This window comes from Nostoc sp. PCC 7107 (assembly GCF_000316625.1).
In the GTDB taxonomy this organism is placed as follows: domain Bacteria; phylum Cyanobacteriota; class Cyanobacteriia; order Cyanobacteriales; family Nostocaceae; genus Nostoc_B.
Map to the genome: position 1 here is coordinate 3,488,258 of NC_019676.1, position 16,605 is coordinate 3,504,862.

A 16,605-nucleotide genomic window follows, 5' to 3' on the forward strand; every position below is an offset into this window, starting at 1 on the left:
AAATAGAACAAGAGAGTTTGAGTATTCCAGCTAAATTTCAAGGAAAAACCTTATATTGTATTGAAAGGCAAAAAACCAGGAGCTATCGTCTTAATGCACGATGGCGTAGACGCACTACCACAAATCATCGCTGGGCTGAAACAGCAAGGCTACCGATTCGTGACAATCCCCGAACTCCTACAAGAAAGCGAAAAGTAGAAGTATGAAATTTCATACTTCACACTTCACACTTCACACTTCATACTTTACAGATGCACAAGCTTGCGCTTCTTGCCATAGTTTGTGCAGAAAGAACTCGGTGCGATCGCTCATTGTTGTGATGAACACACCTACAGCATCCTCAGCACCACTTGTTAGCCAAGAACCCCGCAGAGTAACTTCAACATAATCGCTATCGCAGACGCACAAGGCCATGACTTCCCGATCATCTCGTTTCACCTCAGCCTTGAGTGCTTCTAGCCCTGGTATATCAACAGGTAGCAAAAAGGAAGCAGTACTGGGTTCAACACACAGATTTTGTCCCACCCGCATAGCGAAAATTACGCGCTGTGTGACCCACTCCTCTAGTGACTGAGGAATACACTCTAAACAAAAGCTCCTTTCGGTGTAAGTTAATTTCAGCATTCCTTATGCTCTCCTGTTATTCCAGGTTTGCTTGCACATTTGTCCAAAACTGTTCTGCAAAAGCGATCGCGGGATGGATGGGTGCTTTAGGTATTTTCCGTAGCTGCATCCCAGCCTCAAACAAAGTGCGATCGCCTTTCCGGGAGTTACATCTTTCACAAGCTATGACTACGTTATCCCAAGTATGTAAACCACCTTTGGATCGCGGGATGACATGATCCAACGTCAGGCGTTTGCTGCTACCGCAATATTGACAAGTGTAGTGGTCTCGCCGCAAAACTTCTCGCCGATTTACTGGTGGTACTTTCCATGTCCGTTCATTGGAGACAATTTTCAAACGAATGTGTTTTGGTACGTCAATTACTAGACTAGGTGAATGAACTCGCCATCCACCTTCTGAAGCAAAATCTAGTGGTTCTGCTTTATTCGTTACTAACAACACAATCGCTCTCTTGATATTTATGCGACACAGTGGTAAGTAATTTTGCGAAAACACCACTACGGATTGCTCTAACACTTGCATTACGCTTGTCACAGCTTCACTCCTTATTAAAAAACCCCCGCTTCTTGTCTAGATGAAGCGGGGGTTAGAAACTTACCAAAAACTTTTCTGGTTTTATATCGGTACAGCATTCTCTTGTCTGTACCTCCCGCTTATTTGGTTCAGTTGTGGTTTTGCATTCAGCACACCTATGCCGAGATATCTAAAATCATAATTCCCCTCTGTGATTAGCCCATGAATTTGGCTACCATCACCCATAAATAAATACTCCACTCCCATAGCGGCTGATTCCCAACTAAATCGACAGTTGGTAGCACGCAAAGAAGTAGAGATGGGGTAAATGGATTTCACAGAAAATTTCACCTATTGAACATTCCTTTAAACATACTACACTTGTATTACTATCCTGTCTATACCTTTAAGGAGAAAAAGTCATGCACACCATCACTCGCACCCCAACAACCGACATGGAAGTTACTAGCATTCGCCTGGAGCGAGAACTCAAAGACAAACTCAAAGAAATAGCTGGAAATCAAGGCTATCAAGCCTTAATCCGCGATATTCTCTGGAATTATGTCCAGCAAAAATCCGGTGAGTGGAAACCGCGATTTTCACGAGCCGATATTCGAGCTAGTATAGCCGCTACTGCCCAGCAAGAAGAACGTTGTGTACTCACAGGTCAATTGATTCAACCTCAACAGCCTATGTTACTAGGACTCACCAGGAACGGGGATATGGTTCCTCTCAGTGTCGAAAGTTTGGCTGGATAGTTTTTAGTTCAATCGAAGGCAGCTTAGTTATTCATCCATCTAACTAGGCTGCTTTCAACCTTTAGCTTTCACAAGTTATCAATATTTTTTATTTAAAATATGTATATTTATTAAGCTACCAACACAACAGGCAATCTCAAAAGCAAACTGGAGTTTTAGTTTTAGGTATTGTGATGACACTTGATACATTAAATGAGAAAATTTATCACCACGTAATGAATTATAGATACAAGCCTGATATCACCATCTATAAACCTGTTCCAAAGAGACAAAAGCACTCACCGAGTTTTTTCTGAGGTTCTGTCATAATAGAATTTAATTTTTGGCGACTCCATAGAAATGTACCTATCACAAGATAAATATTTAGCAAAAAATATTACTAAATTTAATATATTCAGCAGTATTAATGCGGTACAACTTTTGAGAGTTTTTATCTTAATTCCAGAGAAATTACGGTTTATGTATAGTTACCGACAAGCTATCCTAGGCCAAAGTCTAGTAGTTTAGGTCTACGTCCAAGCCCCAAATTTTCTCTAAGCATCACCTTAATATATTTTAGAGATTTTTCTATACCCCTGTATAAATTAGTTTAATATACCAGTTAATTATTCATCTGCAAGAGAAAGGGGCTATAACAGGTGAGAGAAAGTCTTGATAAAAGATTGGTCACTAACTAGAGTGCCACAACATAACTAAATGAAGATAATATGCCAAGAAATTGGGTGCATACGATATGAGGTCATTATCCAAAAGCGTGCCAGGAATGAAAAAACGTTTATCATTGCCGTCACAGAGTCCAGATGACCTAGAACGACTACAATCATACCCACTCAAGCTGATGCAGCATCAGAACGAACCAACTCTTCAGTTGGTAAAAAAAATTAATCACATCATCGCCAATAACTCAGCAACGACATTGATGCTGCAAGAGATTGCTCGATTGCTAGGAAATGCCTTTAAAGTGGATTGCTGTTGTTTAGTGACAGTATCTGCTAGTGCAGCATCTAGTGAATCAATCGCTGTCCATTGGTGTTCTGATGAGTATTTGGCAATACCACACCCAAGTCAGTTGTTCTCTACAGACCATTTGTTGATGGACTCGCCTGTAGTTCAATGCGCGGCGGAACCATTCACTATTGAGGATATTTCTACTATCCAAGATAGTTTGGTAGTAGGAGGACAACATCTGGTATTACCAATCAGATCTGTTTTGGCTATTCCTACTAGGTTTGCTGGGCAAAATAATGGTGTGATTAGCCTGATAAAATTTCAACCGTACAATTGGAGTGAGTCAGAAAAACAACTGTTAAATTTTGTTGAGTCATCTTGTGCGATCGCTTTTTCTCAATTTGCCCAAGTTAAGTTAATTACCTCGCAAGAACAGCATCTGCAAAAAAGCGAAGAACACCAAAGCTTGATCAAGCAATTAACTATATTAAGCAAGAGTAATTTGGAGCTAAATCAAATGCTTCAGTTAGCTATTTCTTCTACTGCCGAATCTTTACAGGCAGACCGAGGCTTACTCATCTTGCTCAAATATACAGATCCTTTATTTAGAACTCAACCAAAAAAACAAATTCCCAAAGCAAAGGCCACCGTAGTTGCTGAGTGGAACCGAAATACATCAAGTTATGCGGCTACCAAGCCAGATGTTGAGCCGCAATCATTTTTGATTTCTGAGTGTGGTTTGTGCCAACGTGTATTTTCAGATTCAGGAAAAGCCGTAATTATCGATGATTACACAGACCTCCAAGACACTTTGACTGCTGTTTCATTGTTTACACTGGATGTCTTGCCTGCGGTACTTTTAGTACCATTAGAAAATCAAGGCAAAGTTTTAGGATTTATTGTTCTCCAGCAAGCAACAGCCCGTAGTTGGCAAGCATCAGAATTAAATCTGGTGGAAATGGTCTGCGCTCAAATGAGCAATGCCATTATTCAATCACAAACATTGCGCCAGGTACAGACTTTGGTAGATGAGCGAACAGCAAAACTCCAAAGCAGTCTGGAATTGCAAGCGAAACTGCATGAAAAAACACGACAATATGTTGAGCAACTGCGAGAACTCAATCATCTCAAAGATGAATTTTTAAGTAATATGAGCGATCGCCTACGGTATCCACTGACAAATATGCAAATGTCTATCAAGAATTTGCGTTTGCCGGGAATTCAACCAGAGCGTCAAGCAAGATACATGGATATCTTAGAGCAAGAATGCACGAAAGAGATTAACTTGATTAATGATTTGCTGACACTCCAGAAATTAGAGTCTAAGCAAGAACGTCCGCAATTTGAAACTATAGATTTAAATACGAGAATTCAGGGATTAGCAGCCAATCTGAACTCAAAACTGGCAGCTAAAACCTTAAGTATAAATCTGGACTTACCCCAAGATTCGTTAAAAATACAGACTGAATTAGAAAGTTTTAACCGTATCCTGCAAGAATTATTAACGAATGCGTGTACATACTCAGAACCGGAAACTGTAATTCATGTGCAAGCCTTTCACCAAGTTGAGCAATTGGTAGATCAAGTTATTATTAAAGTGACTAATACAGGACGGGGAATTTCTGGAGAAGAAGCCACCTATATATTTGATCGGTTTCGGCGTGGTAAAGGTGGAAGATGGACTCCAGGAACAGGTTTGGGGCTGGCTTTAGCCAAGTCTTTAGTACAGCATTTGAATGGTGCGATCGCAGTTGAAAGTACTCCCATTCCAGATTCTGAACAGAGCCAAGTTTCTTTTACTCTTACCTTGCCTCAATTTTCAGACGAAAGCGAACTATAATTCCGACCGTGACTGAACAAAACAATTCCACAGCCAACCTTGATTTCAACACCGCTATTGATGACACTAGCCTAGAGGACAACTTAGCTGTTGATTCAGCTAATTTGCCTCCTGTAACAGTCCAAATTGAGAAAATAGCAGAGCGACAGCGGCAAATTTCCGCCAAAATTCACATTCCTCATTCCGTGGAACGTATATGGCAAGTACTGACTGATTATGAAGCCTTAGTTGACTTCATCCCCAATCTAGCTAAAAGTCGTTTAATGGAACATCCTAGCGGTGGTATTCGGCTTGAGCAAGTAGGCTCTCAGCGCTTATTGAATGTCAACTTTTGTGCGCGTGTAGTCTTAGATTTGGAAGAACATTTTCCCCAGCAAATTACTTTCTCTATGGTTGAAGGAGACTTCAAAGGCTTCTCTGGTAGTTGGAACCTAGAGCCTTGCTCTGTTGACGGAATTACAGGAACCAATCTTTGCTACACCATCCAAGTTTGGCCAAAACTCACTATGCCAGTGACAATCATTGAACGCCGCTTGAGTAAGGATTTGCAGTTAAATCTTTTAGCAATCTACGAGCGCATAGCACAGATGGCATAGTGAGTTTAATTAACAATAAGTCAAGTTTTCTTAATTAGACATATTCAATTAGGAAAACCTGACTTTTAAAACTTTTAAAGTACCCCCAGGGGAATTCGAATCCCCGTCGCCTCCGTGAAAGGGAGGTGTCCTAGGCCTCTAGACGATGGGGGCATAAGACTTTTGACTGTAGGTTAGTTTGATGCTGCCTTGCTGGTAAAGTACCCCCAGGGGAATTCGAATCCCCGTCGCCTCCGTGAAAGGGAGGTGTCCTAGGCCTCTAGACGATGGGGGCATTGCAATCAAACCTTTTATAAGTTAACTAATTTTCCAAGTGATGTCAACAGCTTTTGCAAAAAAACAATTTTTATTGCAGATAAACTAAGATGCGAAAAGAACGGGCAAGGTGAGATGGGTTGAAGCTTTTACCTACAATTGTTGTATGCACAACAAACAGCCGATTAACGAGTTCCTGAATGGCATAAGCCCCAGATTGATCTGTGGAGTCAATCTGAAATCTAAAAATGTTTGGCGAACTACCACTTTTTTGAGAACTAAGGGACAATAGAGTATCGTACAAAACCCAGTATGAAAGAAAATCATATTTTAATCAGATACAAAGATTGTCATACTGTACTCTGGAGAAGTCTTTCTTACACTTCTTTACAAGAGATTTTGAAATCTATCTCTCAAAATCTACAACATGGAAGCATCTCTTGAAATCACCTTACAGATGGTGATCGCTGTTGTAGCAGGTATTAGCGCCCAAGTGATAGCTGCATACTTGCGTGTACCCAGTATCGTTTTATTGCTCTTATTGGGCATTATCCTCGGCTCTGATGGTCTGGGATTATTGCACCCGCATTTGCTAGGTACAGGATTAGAAGTAATTGTTTCTCTAGCGACAGCTATCATCCTGTTTGAAGGTGGACTGAATTTAGATTTGCGAGAATTAGGCAAGGTTTCAGTTAGCCTGCAATTACTCGTTACCCTAGGAACGCTGATCACCCTATTGGGCGGTAGTATGGCGGCTCATTGGCTGGGTGAATTTCCTTGGAATATTGCTTTTCTTTACGCTTCGATAGTCGTGGTTACAGGGCCAACAGTGGTTGGGCCTCTGCTCAAACAAATTAATGTAGATCGACAGGTAGCCACACTCTTAGAAGGAGAAGGGGTTTTAATTGACCCAGTGGGTGCTATTTTGGCCTTTGTGGTCTTGGATACGATTGTTAACGGTGATGCTGATCCAGTTAACGCCATTGTTGGTTTGCTGATGCGTTTGGGGGTGGGTGCAGCAATTGGTGCAGTTGGTGGCTACCTGATGAGTTGGGTTTTTAAGTATGCCAGTTTGCTGTCGTTTGAGTTGAAAAATCTTGTAGTTTTGGCAATACTTTGGGGTCTATTTTCTCTCGCCCAGACAATTCGCAGTGAGTCGGGTGTGATGACAACGGTAGTAGCAGGAGCCGTATTTGCCAATTCTTCTGTACCGGAAGAACGTCTTTTACGCAGCTTTAAAGGTCAGTTAACAATTCTCAGCGTTTCCGTTCTCTTCATTTTGTTAGCGGCTGATTTATCTATCGCCAGCGTATTTGCCTTGGGTTGGGGTAGTGTTTTAACTGTTTTAGTACTGATGTTTGTGGTGCGGCCGATTAATATCTTGGCCTGTACTTGGAACAGTAACCTCAACTGGCGACAAAAGTTATTTTTAAGCTGGGTGGCTCCGAGAGGAATTGTATCTGCTTCTGTGGCTTCATTATTCGCCATTTTACTAACGCAGCATGGGATAAATGGTGGTGATGCCATTAAAGCTTTAGTATTTTTGACCATCATCATGACTGTGGTCTGCCAGGGGTTAACGGCTGGCGGCATTGCCCAGTTATTACAAATTACCTCCAAGGATGCAACTGGAGTGGTAATTGTCGGGTGTAATTCCTTGAGTTTATTAATTGCTCGCTTCTTTCAAGAACGCGGAGAGTCTGTAGTGATGATTGATACAGATCCAGAAAGTTGTGAAAAAGCCGCAGAGCAAAATATTCGCGTGATTGCTAGTAGCGCTCTCGATACCGGAGTTTTGGAAGAAGCTGGACTAGCTTCTATGGGGACTTTTGTGGCGATGACAAGTAACGGGGAGGTAAATTTTGTCTTGGCGCAACGCGCTGCTGAGGAATTTAATCCGCCGCGTGTGTTAGCTGTTTTTCCCCGTGATCCCCAGGCGAGTAATGGCGGAAATCAAAAGACGGTAAATCAGGCTTTTATTAACGAATTAACAATTAAGACTTGGAATGAGTACCTCAATGACGGACGCGTGAAGTTAGGGACAACGACGTTAGATACAGCAGATTTTGATAGTCAACAAGAGCGCATCCAAGAAAAAATTCGGACTGGGGTATTGCTACCGCTACTATTAGAACGAGAAGAACGTCTGCAAGTAATGTCAGCAAATCAAGAGTGGGAAATAGGCGATCGCATTATCTATTTATTACACGACCCCAGACCAAATCTGTTAAAACGCTTATCTGGTGCTAGTCAATCTACGCCTTTGGCTGTAGAAAAGTTACCAGAAGTAGAAGAAGTTGCTGTACCAACTTTGGCTCAACTCTCTACTAGTGATGTTTCTGGAAGTTGATTTGATACTGGATAAAATTGCTGCTCTTGCCACAGTAAGGCCAATAAATGCACTACAGCCAGAATTAAGGTAGCTGCCGCAATAATATAACTGTGGATGGTGTAAAGATGTTCAACTGTGAGGGTGTTAATCGCTCCACCACCAGTCAGGATATTTCGCAGTTGTTCACCAATGAAGGGAATGGCTTCGATGGTTCCCAATTCAATGCTGAAACGCCAGTATCCTTCTTGTGTCCAGTCGAGGAGCATGGCTGTCCAATCAAGAGCGATCGCGCTTAGAGTGAGTAATATACCACTAACCCAAGCTACAAGCCAACTCTGACTAAATTGCCGCCCTAAAAACATGACGACAATTTGCACAAGGGCGATCGCAATTAAACCATTACCTGCTATCTCATGGGTGCGGTAAAACAACCACCCATAAGGTATTTGAGTATTAATCATTTTCAACGAATTATAAGCACCACCTGCTGTGGGTTCGTAGTAAAAAGACAGCAAAATGCCCGTGGTGGTATAAATCAAGCACAGGGTCAGAATTACGACTGATAATACCGTTGCGAGTCGCCGCAAAATTCTATCAAACTGGGTGCTTTGCATATTCACCCCTCCTGCTCTTTATTAAATATGTATTTTTAATACATTTTAACTAAGAAATATTTGTATTTGTTGCATTTATCAAAGATATATAAAATTCTTAAATTAAATATTTCACCCAAATTTTTAGCGGTTCTGGGGAACCATACCAAATTCCAGGACTTCTGGGCGAATGTCTGACACCTTCAATAATTAGATTCTCTGCTCCTTCGAGGTGAGCAGATGCAATAGGAGTAATGCCATCACCCCAGATGTTACCTTGACCACAGGTTAATTGGTAACTGCTGTAGGCTAACCAGCTACCAGGCCGCCGTTCGCCAAAAATAGTTTTGCCTGCAACACACACATAACGGACATTCTTGTAAAATGCTCCGGGATAGTTATTGGCTACAAAGTCTAGATTCCATCGCGTCCAGCGTTCTTGACTGATATGAGGTGTGCCTAAAGTGATGAGAGTAGCAATTAAAGGATGAGCATTCCAAACAAATGATTTAGCTTGATTGCGGGGAGTGTAAGGTTTTTCTCCTAAATAAATCCGGGAAATCCAACCACCGGCTGAATGTCCAATTAGATTGATTTGTGTGGCTGAATATGCCTGTAATATTTGTTTAACAGTCAGGTCAAGCTTTTGCAAAATTGGTGTGACAGATCTACCACCAACAGTAGGAAGCCAATCACGCCGCCGCAGTGGTACTGTAACTGTAGGAAACCCCAACTGTTGCAGGGATTGTTCTAGGGTCTGGTAGGCGATCGCGCTTTCTAAATATCCCGGCACAATAACTGTAGGTAACGGCATTTTGCAATTAAAATGAAAATTTTATGGTCGGAAATGATGTCATTAAAATATCAGTAATTATGAAACCTTGTTTGTCGTCATTTATTAGAGAAAAAGCAAACTTAGCCACAATTAGCCACTAACTGATGTGATACCATGTCATCTATTGGCAAATTTTTGTAGACAACAAGCTAACCATCTACTACAAAATCTCAACTGACGGAAAAACAGTTATGGCGATAGTGGAGTCTATATGGATATATCTTTAGACCGATGCGTTTAGGCTTACTGCCCACTACTGTAATTGTCAGTTTAGAGTGCGTAAATATATACGCAACATCCAAATTAGTGAAGTGACAACTATTTAAAGTTCAGATTTGTAAGTGCAACTAAAAAAGATAAAATTGCGTCATTAAAAAATTAAACTTGACCAAAAATCTACCTCTTGTCATTTTGAGTTATACCCAAGAAGTTACTCTTTTTAAAGGGCTGCATTTTGTACCACCAAGATAATATTGATTTGTTAATTAACTGCAACTGAGCCGAGTGAACGATAACAGCTATGTCTTACGTCTCCCTGCTAAAAAATATACCTGAAATTTTAAGCCAGCCTACTGGAATTGCCGCTATTGCCTCAATTGGCATTCATGGGGCTATTGCATTGATTGTGCCATTGATGCCAGTAGATCCAAATAAAGCTAAAGATACAGCATCTGCAAAGTCAGTTGGCATTTTGGAATTAAGCCAAGCTGATCAAAATCGTTTACCTCAAACTCCAGGTACAACTCAGTTTGGAGTGCAACCACAATTACCCAGATTTTCTCAGCAACAGCAACTAGCACTACAGCCACAAGTACCTCCATCTTTTAATGGCCAAACAACTGTACTGCCTCCGCTACCACCATCTAGTTATACACAGTCAGTACTGCCATCATTACCCACAACTTCTAATAACTACCGTATTTCCTCGTTGCCTACAAAGCAGCCTTTACAAATTCCTAGACAAGATTTTAGATTTGACAATTCCGGTTTTAAGGCTGGGAACCAGAAATTTACCGCATCAATTCCTAATTTTGATGATAAGCCTGTAATTCCGCAGCGATCGCAACCACTTCCAATCGAAAATCTACCAGATCTACCTCCAGCAACAATACCGCCGGAAATACTCAATAGCCCAATTCCCAATCCAGCCTCTAGCTCAAATACTACAACGGCAAATAACAGAATTACTCCCCAGCCTATACAGCCTGAGCGTGAGAATAATGTAGAAGTTACGCCAAACCGGACTTTAGCAACTGGTATTGCTCAAACGCCGAAGGCTGGAGATAATACAACTTCGTCAACAGCAAGTCTCCCTCCTTTAAAGCCAATAACAACGCCTAGTTTACCCACAAAAGCTGCCAATCAGACACTAATAGCCCAAGCAGAATCTTACGCTGAATTGAGAAAAGCACTCCAGCAGCAATATCCTAATTCAGAAGAAAAAGGGGTAATTCGGGATACAGTTGCTGTGAGTAAAGCTGGTGTAGAGGGTACAGTTTTAGGCGTTTTAGTAGTAGATCCTGATGGCAAAGTATTGGATATCAAATTTCAAGACAAATTACTTTCTCCCGCACTGCAATTAAAAGCAAGGCAATATTTCAATGCTAAGTCTTTAAAGGGAGAAAAAACAATTAGTCGTTATCCATTTAGCCTACTTTTCCAAGACGGAAGCAAAACTGCTGAGGGTAGCTCACAGCCAATCCAGACACCAGTAGGTGCGACTCAACCTGCAACAGGTAGCCAGTCAATAATTATTCCAGCAGGTAATAGTAATCAGCTAAAGCCTAATCCAGCGGTGACGGCTAAACCTGATAACATTGAGCCAACATCATCTACAACTAATAGCAATCAGCGCTCTTCTTCTCAAGAACCTGATCGTCAACTAATTCAAAATTTACGCAATGTCAGGGAAAAAAGAGAAAATACTAACTCAGAAAAATAAAGTAGCGATCGCTCTCATTTCACAGTAGGAAAATAGTATGAAGCAGGTGTTTTAATCCTACTCAAGACCAAAATAGCATGTGACAGGATTACGCACCTTGTATAGTCTAGTTTGTATTATCTGTTGATATCCTAAACTATGCTTCACTTGCTATAAATAACGTTGTGTTGCGTGGAATATCTTCAATTGCAACAGCTTTTCATCTCCTAACTGCTGTGAAAAACTGGGTTTAATCGGAATCACTTTTAAACTGCGGATGATCTCTTGTGCTACAGCTTTTGCTAACAGTGGTGGTACAGAATTACCAACTTGGCGGAAACCATGCCATTTGGTGATATGAAATCGAAACCAGTCTGGGTAAGAATGGAGTCGGGCTGCTTCCCTAACTGTGATGCAACGGGGTGTAAAGGGATGAATTGGTCGCGGAGAAGTAAATGAACCTCTGTACCTATCTGTTCCAGCTCTTAAGGTGTTGCAGACACCAGCCGGATGCAGTTTATGGAAGCGGCTAATAGGTTCTCTTTCACCTTGGAGAGTTTCTTGAAAGCGTTGAATAGTTGTTGGTGAATGTTTCGTTCGGAAACTAGAAGAAAGAATCCGGGCATCAAATTGGCGATCGCAGGCATAATTATCTGCTAAAGTGCTGATACCGCGAAGTATCATGGCATAATCGCTAGGTTTGCCATACTCAGCAACTACCCAATCTTTTTCTAATAAGTCTGAGTAATTTTCCACTTCTGGGATATCACCAATTGCATCCCAAACTGTTGGACTCAGTGGTAAAGCATTTTTTTTAATTAACTGATTTGGCTTGGCTATTTGGGTAATTGCTTTGGGATACTTGGGTAACTTGACATCTCGTCTAGCGCCCAACAAAAACAAGCGCTCACGGGACTGTGGTACACCGTAGTGAGCAGCGTTGAGAACTTGGTAATTTTCTTCTACCTGATAGCCGTGAGATTGAAATTCACTAATTAAACTTTTGAGGATTTGTTTGTGTTCGCCAACAGTTATGCCGCGAACATTTTCCATCACAAAATACTTTGGTTGTAATTCTAAGACCAACCGATGAAAGTGAAACACCAAAGAATTTCGCGGGTCATCAAAAACCCGTTTACCCATGAGTGAGAAGCCTTGACAGGGACTACCACAAATAACTGCATCAATTTCGCGATCGCCTATTTTGGCACGCTGGCGAATTTCTTCTCCTGTGGTATCTTCGACACTCTTGCACAAAACTGTACAAGAGGGAAAGTTAAATTCGTGTGTGGCGCAGTGAATGGGGTCAATTTCAACGGCTGCCAATACATCAAAGCCAGCTTGTTCAAAGCCAAGGCTCATACCACCTGCGCCTGCGAACAAATCAACTGCGATTGGTCGTCGTTTTCTCATTCAGTGCTGAGTGCTGAGTTTTGAGTGCTGAGTGCTGAGTGCTGAGTAAATTAATTCACACTTCAGACTTCACACTTCATACTTTATACTTTACACTTCTTTCTTGTTTGCAAAATTTCTTGAGCAGCGCGATCGCATACACCAACTTCTCCTAAACATTGCCGCATTTGGGCATAGTCTGTCAATGTCTGCTGTCGGCGTTCGGGATTCAGCAATAACTCCATTGCTGCTTGAGTGATGTTTTCTACTGTAGCTTTTTCTTGTAATAACTCTGGCACAATCTCCCTCATCACCACTAAGTTAACTGGTGAAGCAAAGGGAATGGAACCTTTGAGGATTTTCCGCGCAATCCACACTGTAATTGCATTCAGGCGATAAACCACAACTTGCGGCACATTCAACAGCGCCAGTTCTAGGTTAACTGTGCCGGATTTTGTAATGGCGAAATCAGCAGCAGCAAACACTTCTTTTTGTTGACCAGATACAATTGTCGCTTGCAAACCGTAACTTTGAATTGCGGCTGTAATTGGTTCTCTAAAGTTGTCTAAAGATAAGGGAATCCAAAAGTGAGTTTGAGGTAATTTAGTTTGAATTGTCTGAGCCGCTTGAAAAATTATGGGTAAAAGATATTTGAGTTCTTGCTGACGAGAAGCGGGGAGCAGTGCGATCGCAATTTGTTCTGGTGCAATTCCCAATGTGGCACGCGCCGCCTGACGAGTGGGTACGTCCTGCATCCGATCAATTAACGGATGTCCTACCCAACTCACATTTCCCCCATTTTCTCGATAATAACGTGCTTCTTCGGGGAATATGGCTAAGAGTTTATCAGTAAATCCCACAATCCGTGATGTATTCCGCAAACTCATTGACCAAACCCATTCTTGCGGGGCAATGTAATATACTACAGGCACATCAGGCAGATTTTGCTGTATGTAAGTGCCGATACCGAGGTTTGGCCCCATGTAATCAATCAGCACTACTAAGTCTGGCGGGTTTTGCTTGAGGTAGGCGATCGCTTTTCGTTGTACTAATAGAGTTGGTACAATATATGGCAGAGATTCTAAAAGACCCATTGAGCCAATACCACTGGTATTGCCCAAAATTGTTGCGCCTGCCTTGGTCATTTTTTCACCACCAAGGGCAACAATTTCTAATTCCCACCCAGCAGCAGCCGCTTGGCGTTGCATGGCTGCAATTAACAGCGATCCTTGCAAATCGCCAGACACCTCGCCAGTGCTGATAAATATCCGCATTTGATCATTAAAAATTTTGTAAAAATTTTAGATATAAAGCTGAGAAATTAGGAGTTACTTAGTACCAATTTAAAAATTGATTTAGATAAATGGATTCATCAAATCTACATTCTCAATCCAAAATCCAAAATCTCCAATTCAAAATTGTATAACCCCTAATTTCCCGTAACTAACTTAAGACTCATCACTAGCGCTAGAAGCTCTACCTTTACCCGGAATTAAACCGCGTCTTCCTGGCATTTGCGATAGAAGGATAAAGCGGCGTAGGTGCTGTAGTTCTTCTGTATCTCCTAACTGTTCTAACTGTTCTAATGCTTCTTTGAAAGTCAAGCCAGAACGGTAGAGAATGCGGAAAGCTTTTTTGAGTGTTTGCAGGTCACTGGCTGTCATCCCAGAGCGTTTGAGTCCTACTAAGTTGAGGGTTCGTACGCGTACAGGATTGCCTTCAACTAGCATATATGGCGGCACATCTCGGTCAATCCGCGACATTCCACCGACCATTGAATGCCTACCGATATGAACAAATTGATGAACTCCCAACACTCCACCTAATCTGGCACGAGACTCGATATGGACATGACCTGCTAAGGCTACTGAGTTAGGAATTACTACATGGTCTTCAATTATGCAGTTGTGCGCCACGTGGACATAAGCCATCAGCAAGTTATTACTGCCGATAATTGTGGCTTCTCCCTCACCTGTGGCACGATTAATGGTGACATATTCCCGAATTAAGTTATCATCACCAATTTTGACCCAGGTAGGTTCTCCCACAAATTTGAGATCCTGGGGTTCCATGCCGATAGCTGCACCTGGAAAAATCTGATTTCGCGCCCCAATTTCACAAGGCCCTTCTAGCACTACATGAGCGCCAATAATTGTTTCAGGGCCAACTTTAACATGCGCTCCAATCACAGCATAGGCACCGACTTGCACTGTAGGGTGGAGTTCCGCTTTAGAATGAACTACAGCCGTTGGATGAATAAGAGTCTTCAAGGGTGAATCTCCAGAACTGTCTTGAGAAGCCAGCGCTTTGTGGCAACTGGTGTTGCTGAGTTGGTAGAACTTCAGCAGTCGAAAGTGTGTTGGGCGAAGCAAGTTAGGTGTGTTCGCGTAGCGTCTCGTCCGAGAGGGCAGCGAAAATCAAGAAATTTTCAAATACTATTGTGGACAATTGTTGACTTGTTATCCTTTTTCAGGATTGAGTTTAGGTACATCACGGTTGTACTTAGACAACAAGTTGTTAACTAACGAGAGAAAACATCAAGTCGCCTTCAGCGGCGAGTTGTCCATCAACTTCGGCCCGAGCTTGCATCTTCCCAAACCGACGTTGTTTTATACATAACAGTTCCACTGTCATGATTAGTTGATCTCCAGGAACAACTTGACGGCGGAAGCGGGCTTTATCAATACCAGCAAATACAAACAGTCCTCCTGCATCGTATTCTGGTAGTTGTGTTAACACAACTCCGCCTACTTGTGCCATTGCTTCAACAATTAGCACACCTGGCATGAGTGGTCTACCGGGGAAATGTCCTTGAAATTGAGGTTCGTTAATAGTAACATTTTTAACGCCTACAGCCACTTTTCCTGGTACATAGTCAATAATTTTGTCTACCAGTAAAAATGGATAGCGATGGGGTAACAACTGCTGAATTTCTTCAGAAGTGAAGGTTGTTTTCACTTCTGATGTAGTGACAGTTTCTGTGGCAATAGATGAGGATGCGATCGCATCGCTACTATTTACTTCTGCAAGAATTGACATTGGCGGTTTGTTTGACTTTGACTAGAAAAATTTAAGTGGGATGGCGCTGAAACCCCCTCAGATTTTGTCAGTGGGATTTTGCTGTGCCGCTAAAATCCTTTGCGCGAGTTGAATATGTAAATTGTGGCTGGCTTTATATGCTAAGAAATGTGCTTGGGGAAAAATTCCCAATAAACTCAAATCTCCTACTAAATCCAATATCTTATGACGGACTGGCTCATTTGCAAATCTTAATGGCGGATTTAGCCATCCTTCCGGGCCGCAAACGAGGGCATTATCCAAGCTGCCACCTTTGATTAATCCAACTTTTTGTAAGTATTCTATTTGATGTAATAAACCAAAAGTCCGAGCAGGTGCAATTTCTGCGGCAAAACTAGCAGCCGCCTCATTCACATCAGTAGCCAGCAGCCAACTGTGCCATTGGTTGCCAATTGCAGGTAAATCAAAATCAATTCCATAACTAAAGCGGGTTTCTGCTGCTGGGATGGCACCGACAAAAGCATCTTGTTGATAAATCCAGATTGGTTCTTTGACTACCCAGTTTTCTTGATTATCATCCACTGATTGTGGTTTTAAGCCGGCTTGAGTAATGCTGGCAGCCCAAAGCTGTGCTGAACCATCTAATAGCGGCAATTCTGGCCCGTCGATTTCAATGCGGGCATTATTCACGCCCATACTTGCTAATGTTGCCAACAAATGTTCAACTGTCCGAACAGATGCTTCATCTTTGCCCAATTGAGTTGAGAGAACAGTCTCATTAACCGCTGCAATTTGGGCAGGAATAATTGGTAAATCAGGTAAATCTACCCGCACAAAATAACGCCCACTATTGACTGGGGCTGGCAATATCCGCACATTGGTAGTAATACCGCTATGTAAACCAACTCCAGTTTGGTAGACTTCCCCGGCGATGGTGTGTTGTTGCATCGGCGAAAATTTAATACACCTTAAATAAATA

Annotated in this window: 16 protein-coding genes, 2 tRNA genes and 1 pseudogene; 6 read left to right on the top strand and 13 right to left on the bottom strand. The window is 41.9% G+C overall.

The features are described from left to right. Positions 1-57: 57 nt before the first annotated feature. Positions 58-198, top strand: a pseudogene (locus tag NOS7107_RS28600) (polysaccharide deacetylase family protein); the annotation flags it as partial. 33 nt (positions 199-231) lie between these two features. Here NOS7107_RS28600 and NOS7107_RS14945 read toward each other — a convergent pair. From NOS7107_RS14945 to NOS7107_RS14955, 3 genes are all read right to left on the bottom strand, one after another. Continuing rightward, positions 232-624: an alr0857 family protein gene (locus tag NOS7107_RS14945; RefSeq protein ID WP_015113792.1), complete on the bottom strand. Its 393-nt coding sequence runs from the start codon at positions 622-624 to the stop codon at positions 232-234. A gap of 16 nt (positions 625-640) precedes the next feature. Beyond that, on the bottom strand, positions 641-1,147 hold the full coding sequence (locus tag NOS7107_RS14950; RefSeq protein ID WP_044499998.1) for an HNH endonuclease: 507 nt from the start codon (positions 1,145-1,147) through the stop codon (positions 641-643). Positions 1,148-1,240: 93 nt separating this feature from the next. Further along, on the bottom strand, positions 1,241-1,489 hold the full coding sequence (locus NOS7107_RS14955; RefSeq protein WP_015113794.1) for a hypothetical protein: 249 nt from the start codon (positions 1,487-1,489) through the stop codon (positions 1,241-1,243). Positions 1,490-1,560: 71 nt separating this feature from the next. On the opposite strand from NOS7107_RS14955, the gene NOS7107_RS14960 reads away from it, so the two are divergent. The 3 genes from NOS7107_RS14960 (at position 1,561) to NOS7107_RS14970 (ending at position 5,280) form a co-directional block, all read left to right on the top strand. Then, entirely contained in the window at positions 1,561-1,896 is a 336-nt protein-coding gene (locus NOS7107_RS14960; protein WP_015113795.1) for a hypothetical protein, read from the top strand. A gap of 763 nt (positions 1,897-2,659) precedes the next feature. Beyond that, positions 2,660-4,684 (top strand): GAF domain-containing protein, encoded by a 2,025-nt coding sequence (locus tag NOS7107_RS14965; RefSeq protein WP_044499999.1) that lies wholly within the window; start codon positions 2,660-2,662, stop codon positions 4,682-4,684. Positions 4,685-4,692: 8 nt separating this feature from the next. Further along, entirely contained in the window at positions 4,693-5,280 is a 588-nt protein-coding gene (locus NOS7107_RS14970; protein ID WP_015113798.1) for an SRPBCC family protein, read from the top strand. A gap of 80 nt (positions 5,281-5,360) precedes the next feature. Here the strand turns inward: NOS7107_RS14970 and NOS7107_RS14975 are convergent. From NOS7107_RS14975 to NOS7107_RS14985, 3 genes are all read right to left on the bottom strand, one after another. Further along, positions 5,361-5,433: transfer RNA gene (locus NOS7107_RS14975), tRNA-Glu, on the bottom strand. 48 nt (positions 5,434-5,481) lie between these two features. Continuing rightward, a tRNA-Glu gene (locus NOS7107_RS14980) sits at positions 5,482-5,554 on the bottom strand. A 72-nt stretch (positions 5,555-5,626) separates the two neighbouring features. Next, positions 5,627-5,824 (bottom strand): hypothetical protein, encoded by a 198-nt coding sequence (locus tag NOS7107_RS14985; RefSeq protein ID WP_044500000.1) that lies wholly within the window; start codon positions 5,822-5,824, stop codon positions 5,627-5,629. 138 nt (positions 5,825-5,962) lie between these two features. On the opposite strand from NOS7107_RS14985, the gene NOS7107_RS14990 reads away from it, so the two are divergent. After that, entirely contained in the window at positions 5,963-7,885 is a 1,923-nt protein-coding gene (locus NOS7107_RS14990) for a sodium:proton antiporter (RefSeq protein WP_015113799.1), read from the top strand. Here NOS7107_RS14990 and NOS7107_RS14995 read toward each other — a convergent pair. Beyond that, positions 7,852-8,481 carry a cytochrome b N-terminal domain-containing protein gene (locus NOS7107_RS14995; RefSeq protein WP_015113800.1) on the bottom strand — a complete coding sequence of 210 codons (630 nt, stop codon included), beginning with the start codon at positions 8,479-8,481 and terminating at the stop codon, positions 7,852-7,854. The two genes, NOS7107_RS14990 and NOS7107_RS14995, sit on opposite strands and share 34 nt — an antisense overlap. Before the next feature lie 97 nt (positions 8,482-8,578). Beyond that, complete coding sequence (locus NOS7107_RS15000) at positions 8,579-9,274, bottom strand: triacylglycerol lipase (RefSeq protein WP_015113801.1); 696 nt, start codon at positions 9,272-9,274, stop codon at positions 8,579-8,581. A 541-nt stretch (positions 9,275-9,815) separates the two neighbouring features. Here NOS7107_RS15000 and NOS7107_RS15005 point away from each other — a divergent pair. Further along, a complete protein-coding gene (locus NOS7107_RS15005; protein ID WP_015113802.1) occupies positions 9,816-11,237 on the top strand; it encodes a hypothetical protein in 1,422 nt (473 codons plus the stop codon). 150 nt (positions 11,238-11,387) lie between these two features. On the opposite strand, the gene NOS7107_RS15010 is transcribed toward NOS7107_RS15005, so the two are convergent. From NOS7107_RS15010 to lpxC, 5 genes are all read right to left on the bottom strand, one after another. After that, a complete protein-coding gene (locus NOS7107_RS15010; RefSeq protein WP_015113803.1) occupies positions 11,388-12,629 on the bottom strand; it encodes a DNA cytosine methyltransferase in 1,242 nt (413 codons plus the stop codon). Between the two features lie 83 nt (positions 12,630-12,712). Beyond that, a complete protein-coding gene (lpxB, locus tag NOS7107_RS15015) occupies positions 12,713-13,882 on the bottom strand; it encodes a lipid-A-disaccharide synthase (protein WP_015113804.1) in 1,170 nt (389 codons plus the stop codon). Positions 13,883-14,056: 174 nt separating this feature from the next. Beyond that, complete coding sequence (lpxA, locus tag NOS7107_RS15020) at positions 14,057-14,878, bottom strand: acyl-ACP--UDP-N-acetylglucosamine O-acyltransferase (protein WP_015113805.1); 822 nt, start codon at positions 14,876-14,878, stop codon at positions 14,057-14,059. 247 nt (positions 14,879-15,125) lie between these two features. Beyond that, positions 15,126-15,647, bottom strand: coding sequence for a 3-hydroxyacyl-ACP dehydratase FabZ (fabZ, locus tag NOS7107_RS15025; protein ID WP_015113806.1), 522 nt, complete (start codon positions 15,645-15,647; stop codon positions 15,126-15,128). Between the two features lie 57 nt (positions 15,648-15,704). Further along, positions 15,705-16,574: a UDP-3-O-acyl-N-acetylglucosamine deacetylase gene (gene lpxC / locus NOS7107_RS15030; RefSeq protein WP_015113807.1), complete on the bottom strand. Its 870-nt coding sequence runs from the start codon at positions 16,572-16,574 to the stop codon at positions 15,705-15,707. Positions 16,575-16,605: the final 31 nt, after the last annotated feature.

Bases quoted from the DNA above. Each gene is read 5' to 3' on its own strand.
- fabZ (WP_015113806.1), bottom strand. From the start codon at position 15,647: ATGTCAATTCTTGCAGAAGTAAATAGTAGCGATGCGATCGCATCCTCA.
- lpxC (WP_015113807.1), bottom strand. From the start codon at position 16,574: ATGCAACAACACACCATCGCCGGGGAAGTCTACCAAACTGGAGTTGGT.
- NOS7107_RS14950 (WP_044499998.1), bottom strand. From the start codon at position 1,147: ATGCAAGTGTTAGAGCAATCCGTAGTGGTGTTTTCGCAAAATTACTTA.
- NOS7107_RS14990 (WP_015113799.1), top strand. From the start codon at position 5,963: ATGGAAGCATCTCTTGAAATCACCTTACAGATGGTGATCGCTGTTGTA.
- NOS7107_RS14945 (WP_015113792.1), bottom strand. From the start codon at position 624: ATGCTGAAATTAACTTACACCGAAAGGAGCTTTTGTTTAGAGTGTATT.
- NOS7107_RS15010 (WP_015113803.1), bottom strand. From the start codon at position 12,629: ATGAGAAAACGACGACCAATCGCAGTTGATTTGTTCGCAGGCGCAGGT.
- NOS7107_RS14965 (WP_044499999.1), top strand. From the start codon at position 2,660: ATGAAAAAACGTTTATCATTGCCGTCACAGAGTCCAGATGACCTAGAA.
- NOS7107_RS14995 (WP_015113800.1), bottom strand. From the start codon at position 8,481: ATGCAAAGCACCCAGTTTGATAGAATTTTGCGGCGACTCGCAACGGTA.
- NOS7107_RS15005 (WP_015113802.1), top strand. From the start codon at position 9,816: ATGTCTTACGTCTCCCTGCTAAAAAATATACCTGAAATTTTAAGCCAG.
- NOS7107_RS14960 (WP_015113795.1), top strand. From the start codon at position 1,561: ATGCACACCATCACTCGCACCCCAACAACCGACATGGAAGTTACTAGC.
- NOS7107_RS15000 (WP_015113801.1), bottom strand. From the start codon at position 9,274: ATGCCGTTACCTACAGTTATTGTGCCGGGATATTTAGAAAGCGCGATC.
- lpxB (WP_015113804.1), bottom strand. From the start codon at position 13,882: ATGCGGATATTTATCAGCACTGGCGAGGTGTCTGGCGATTTGCAAGGA.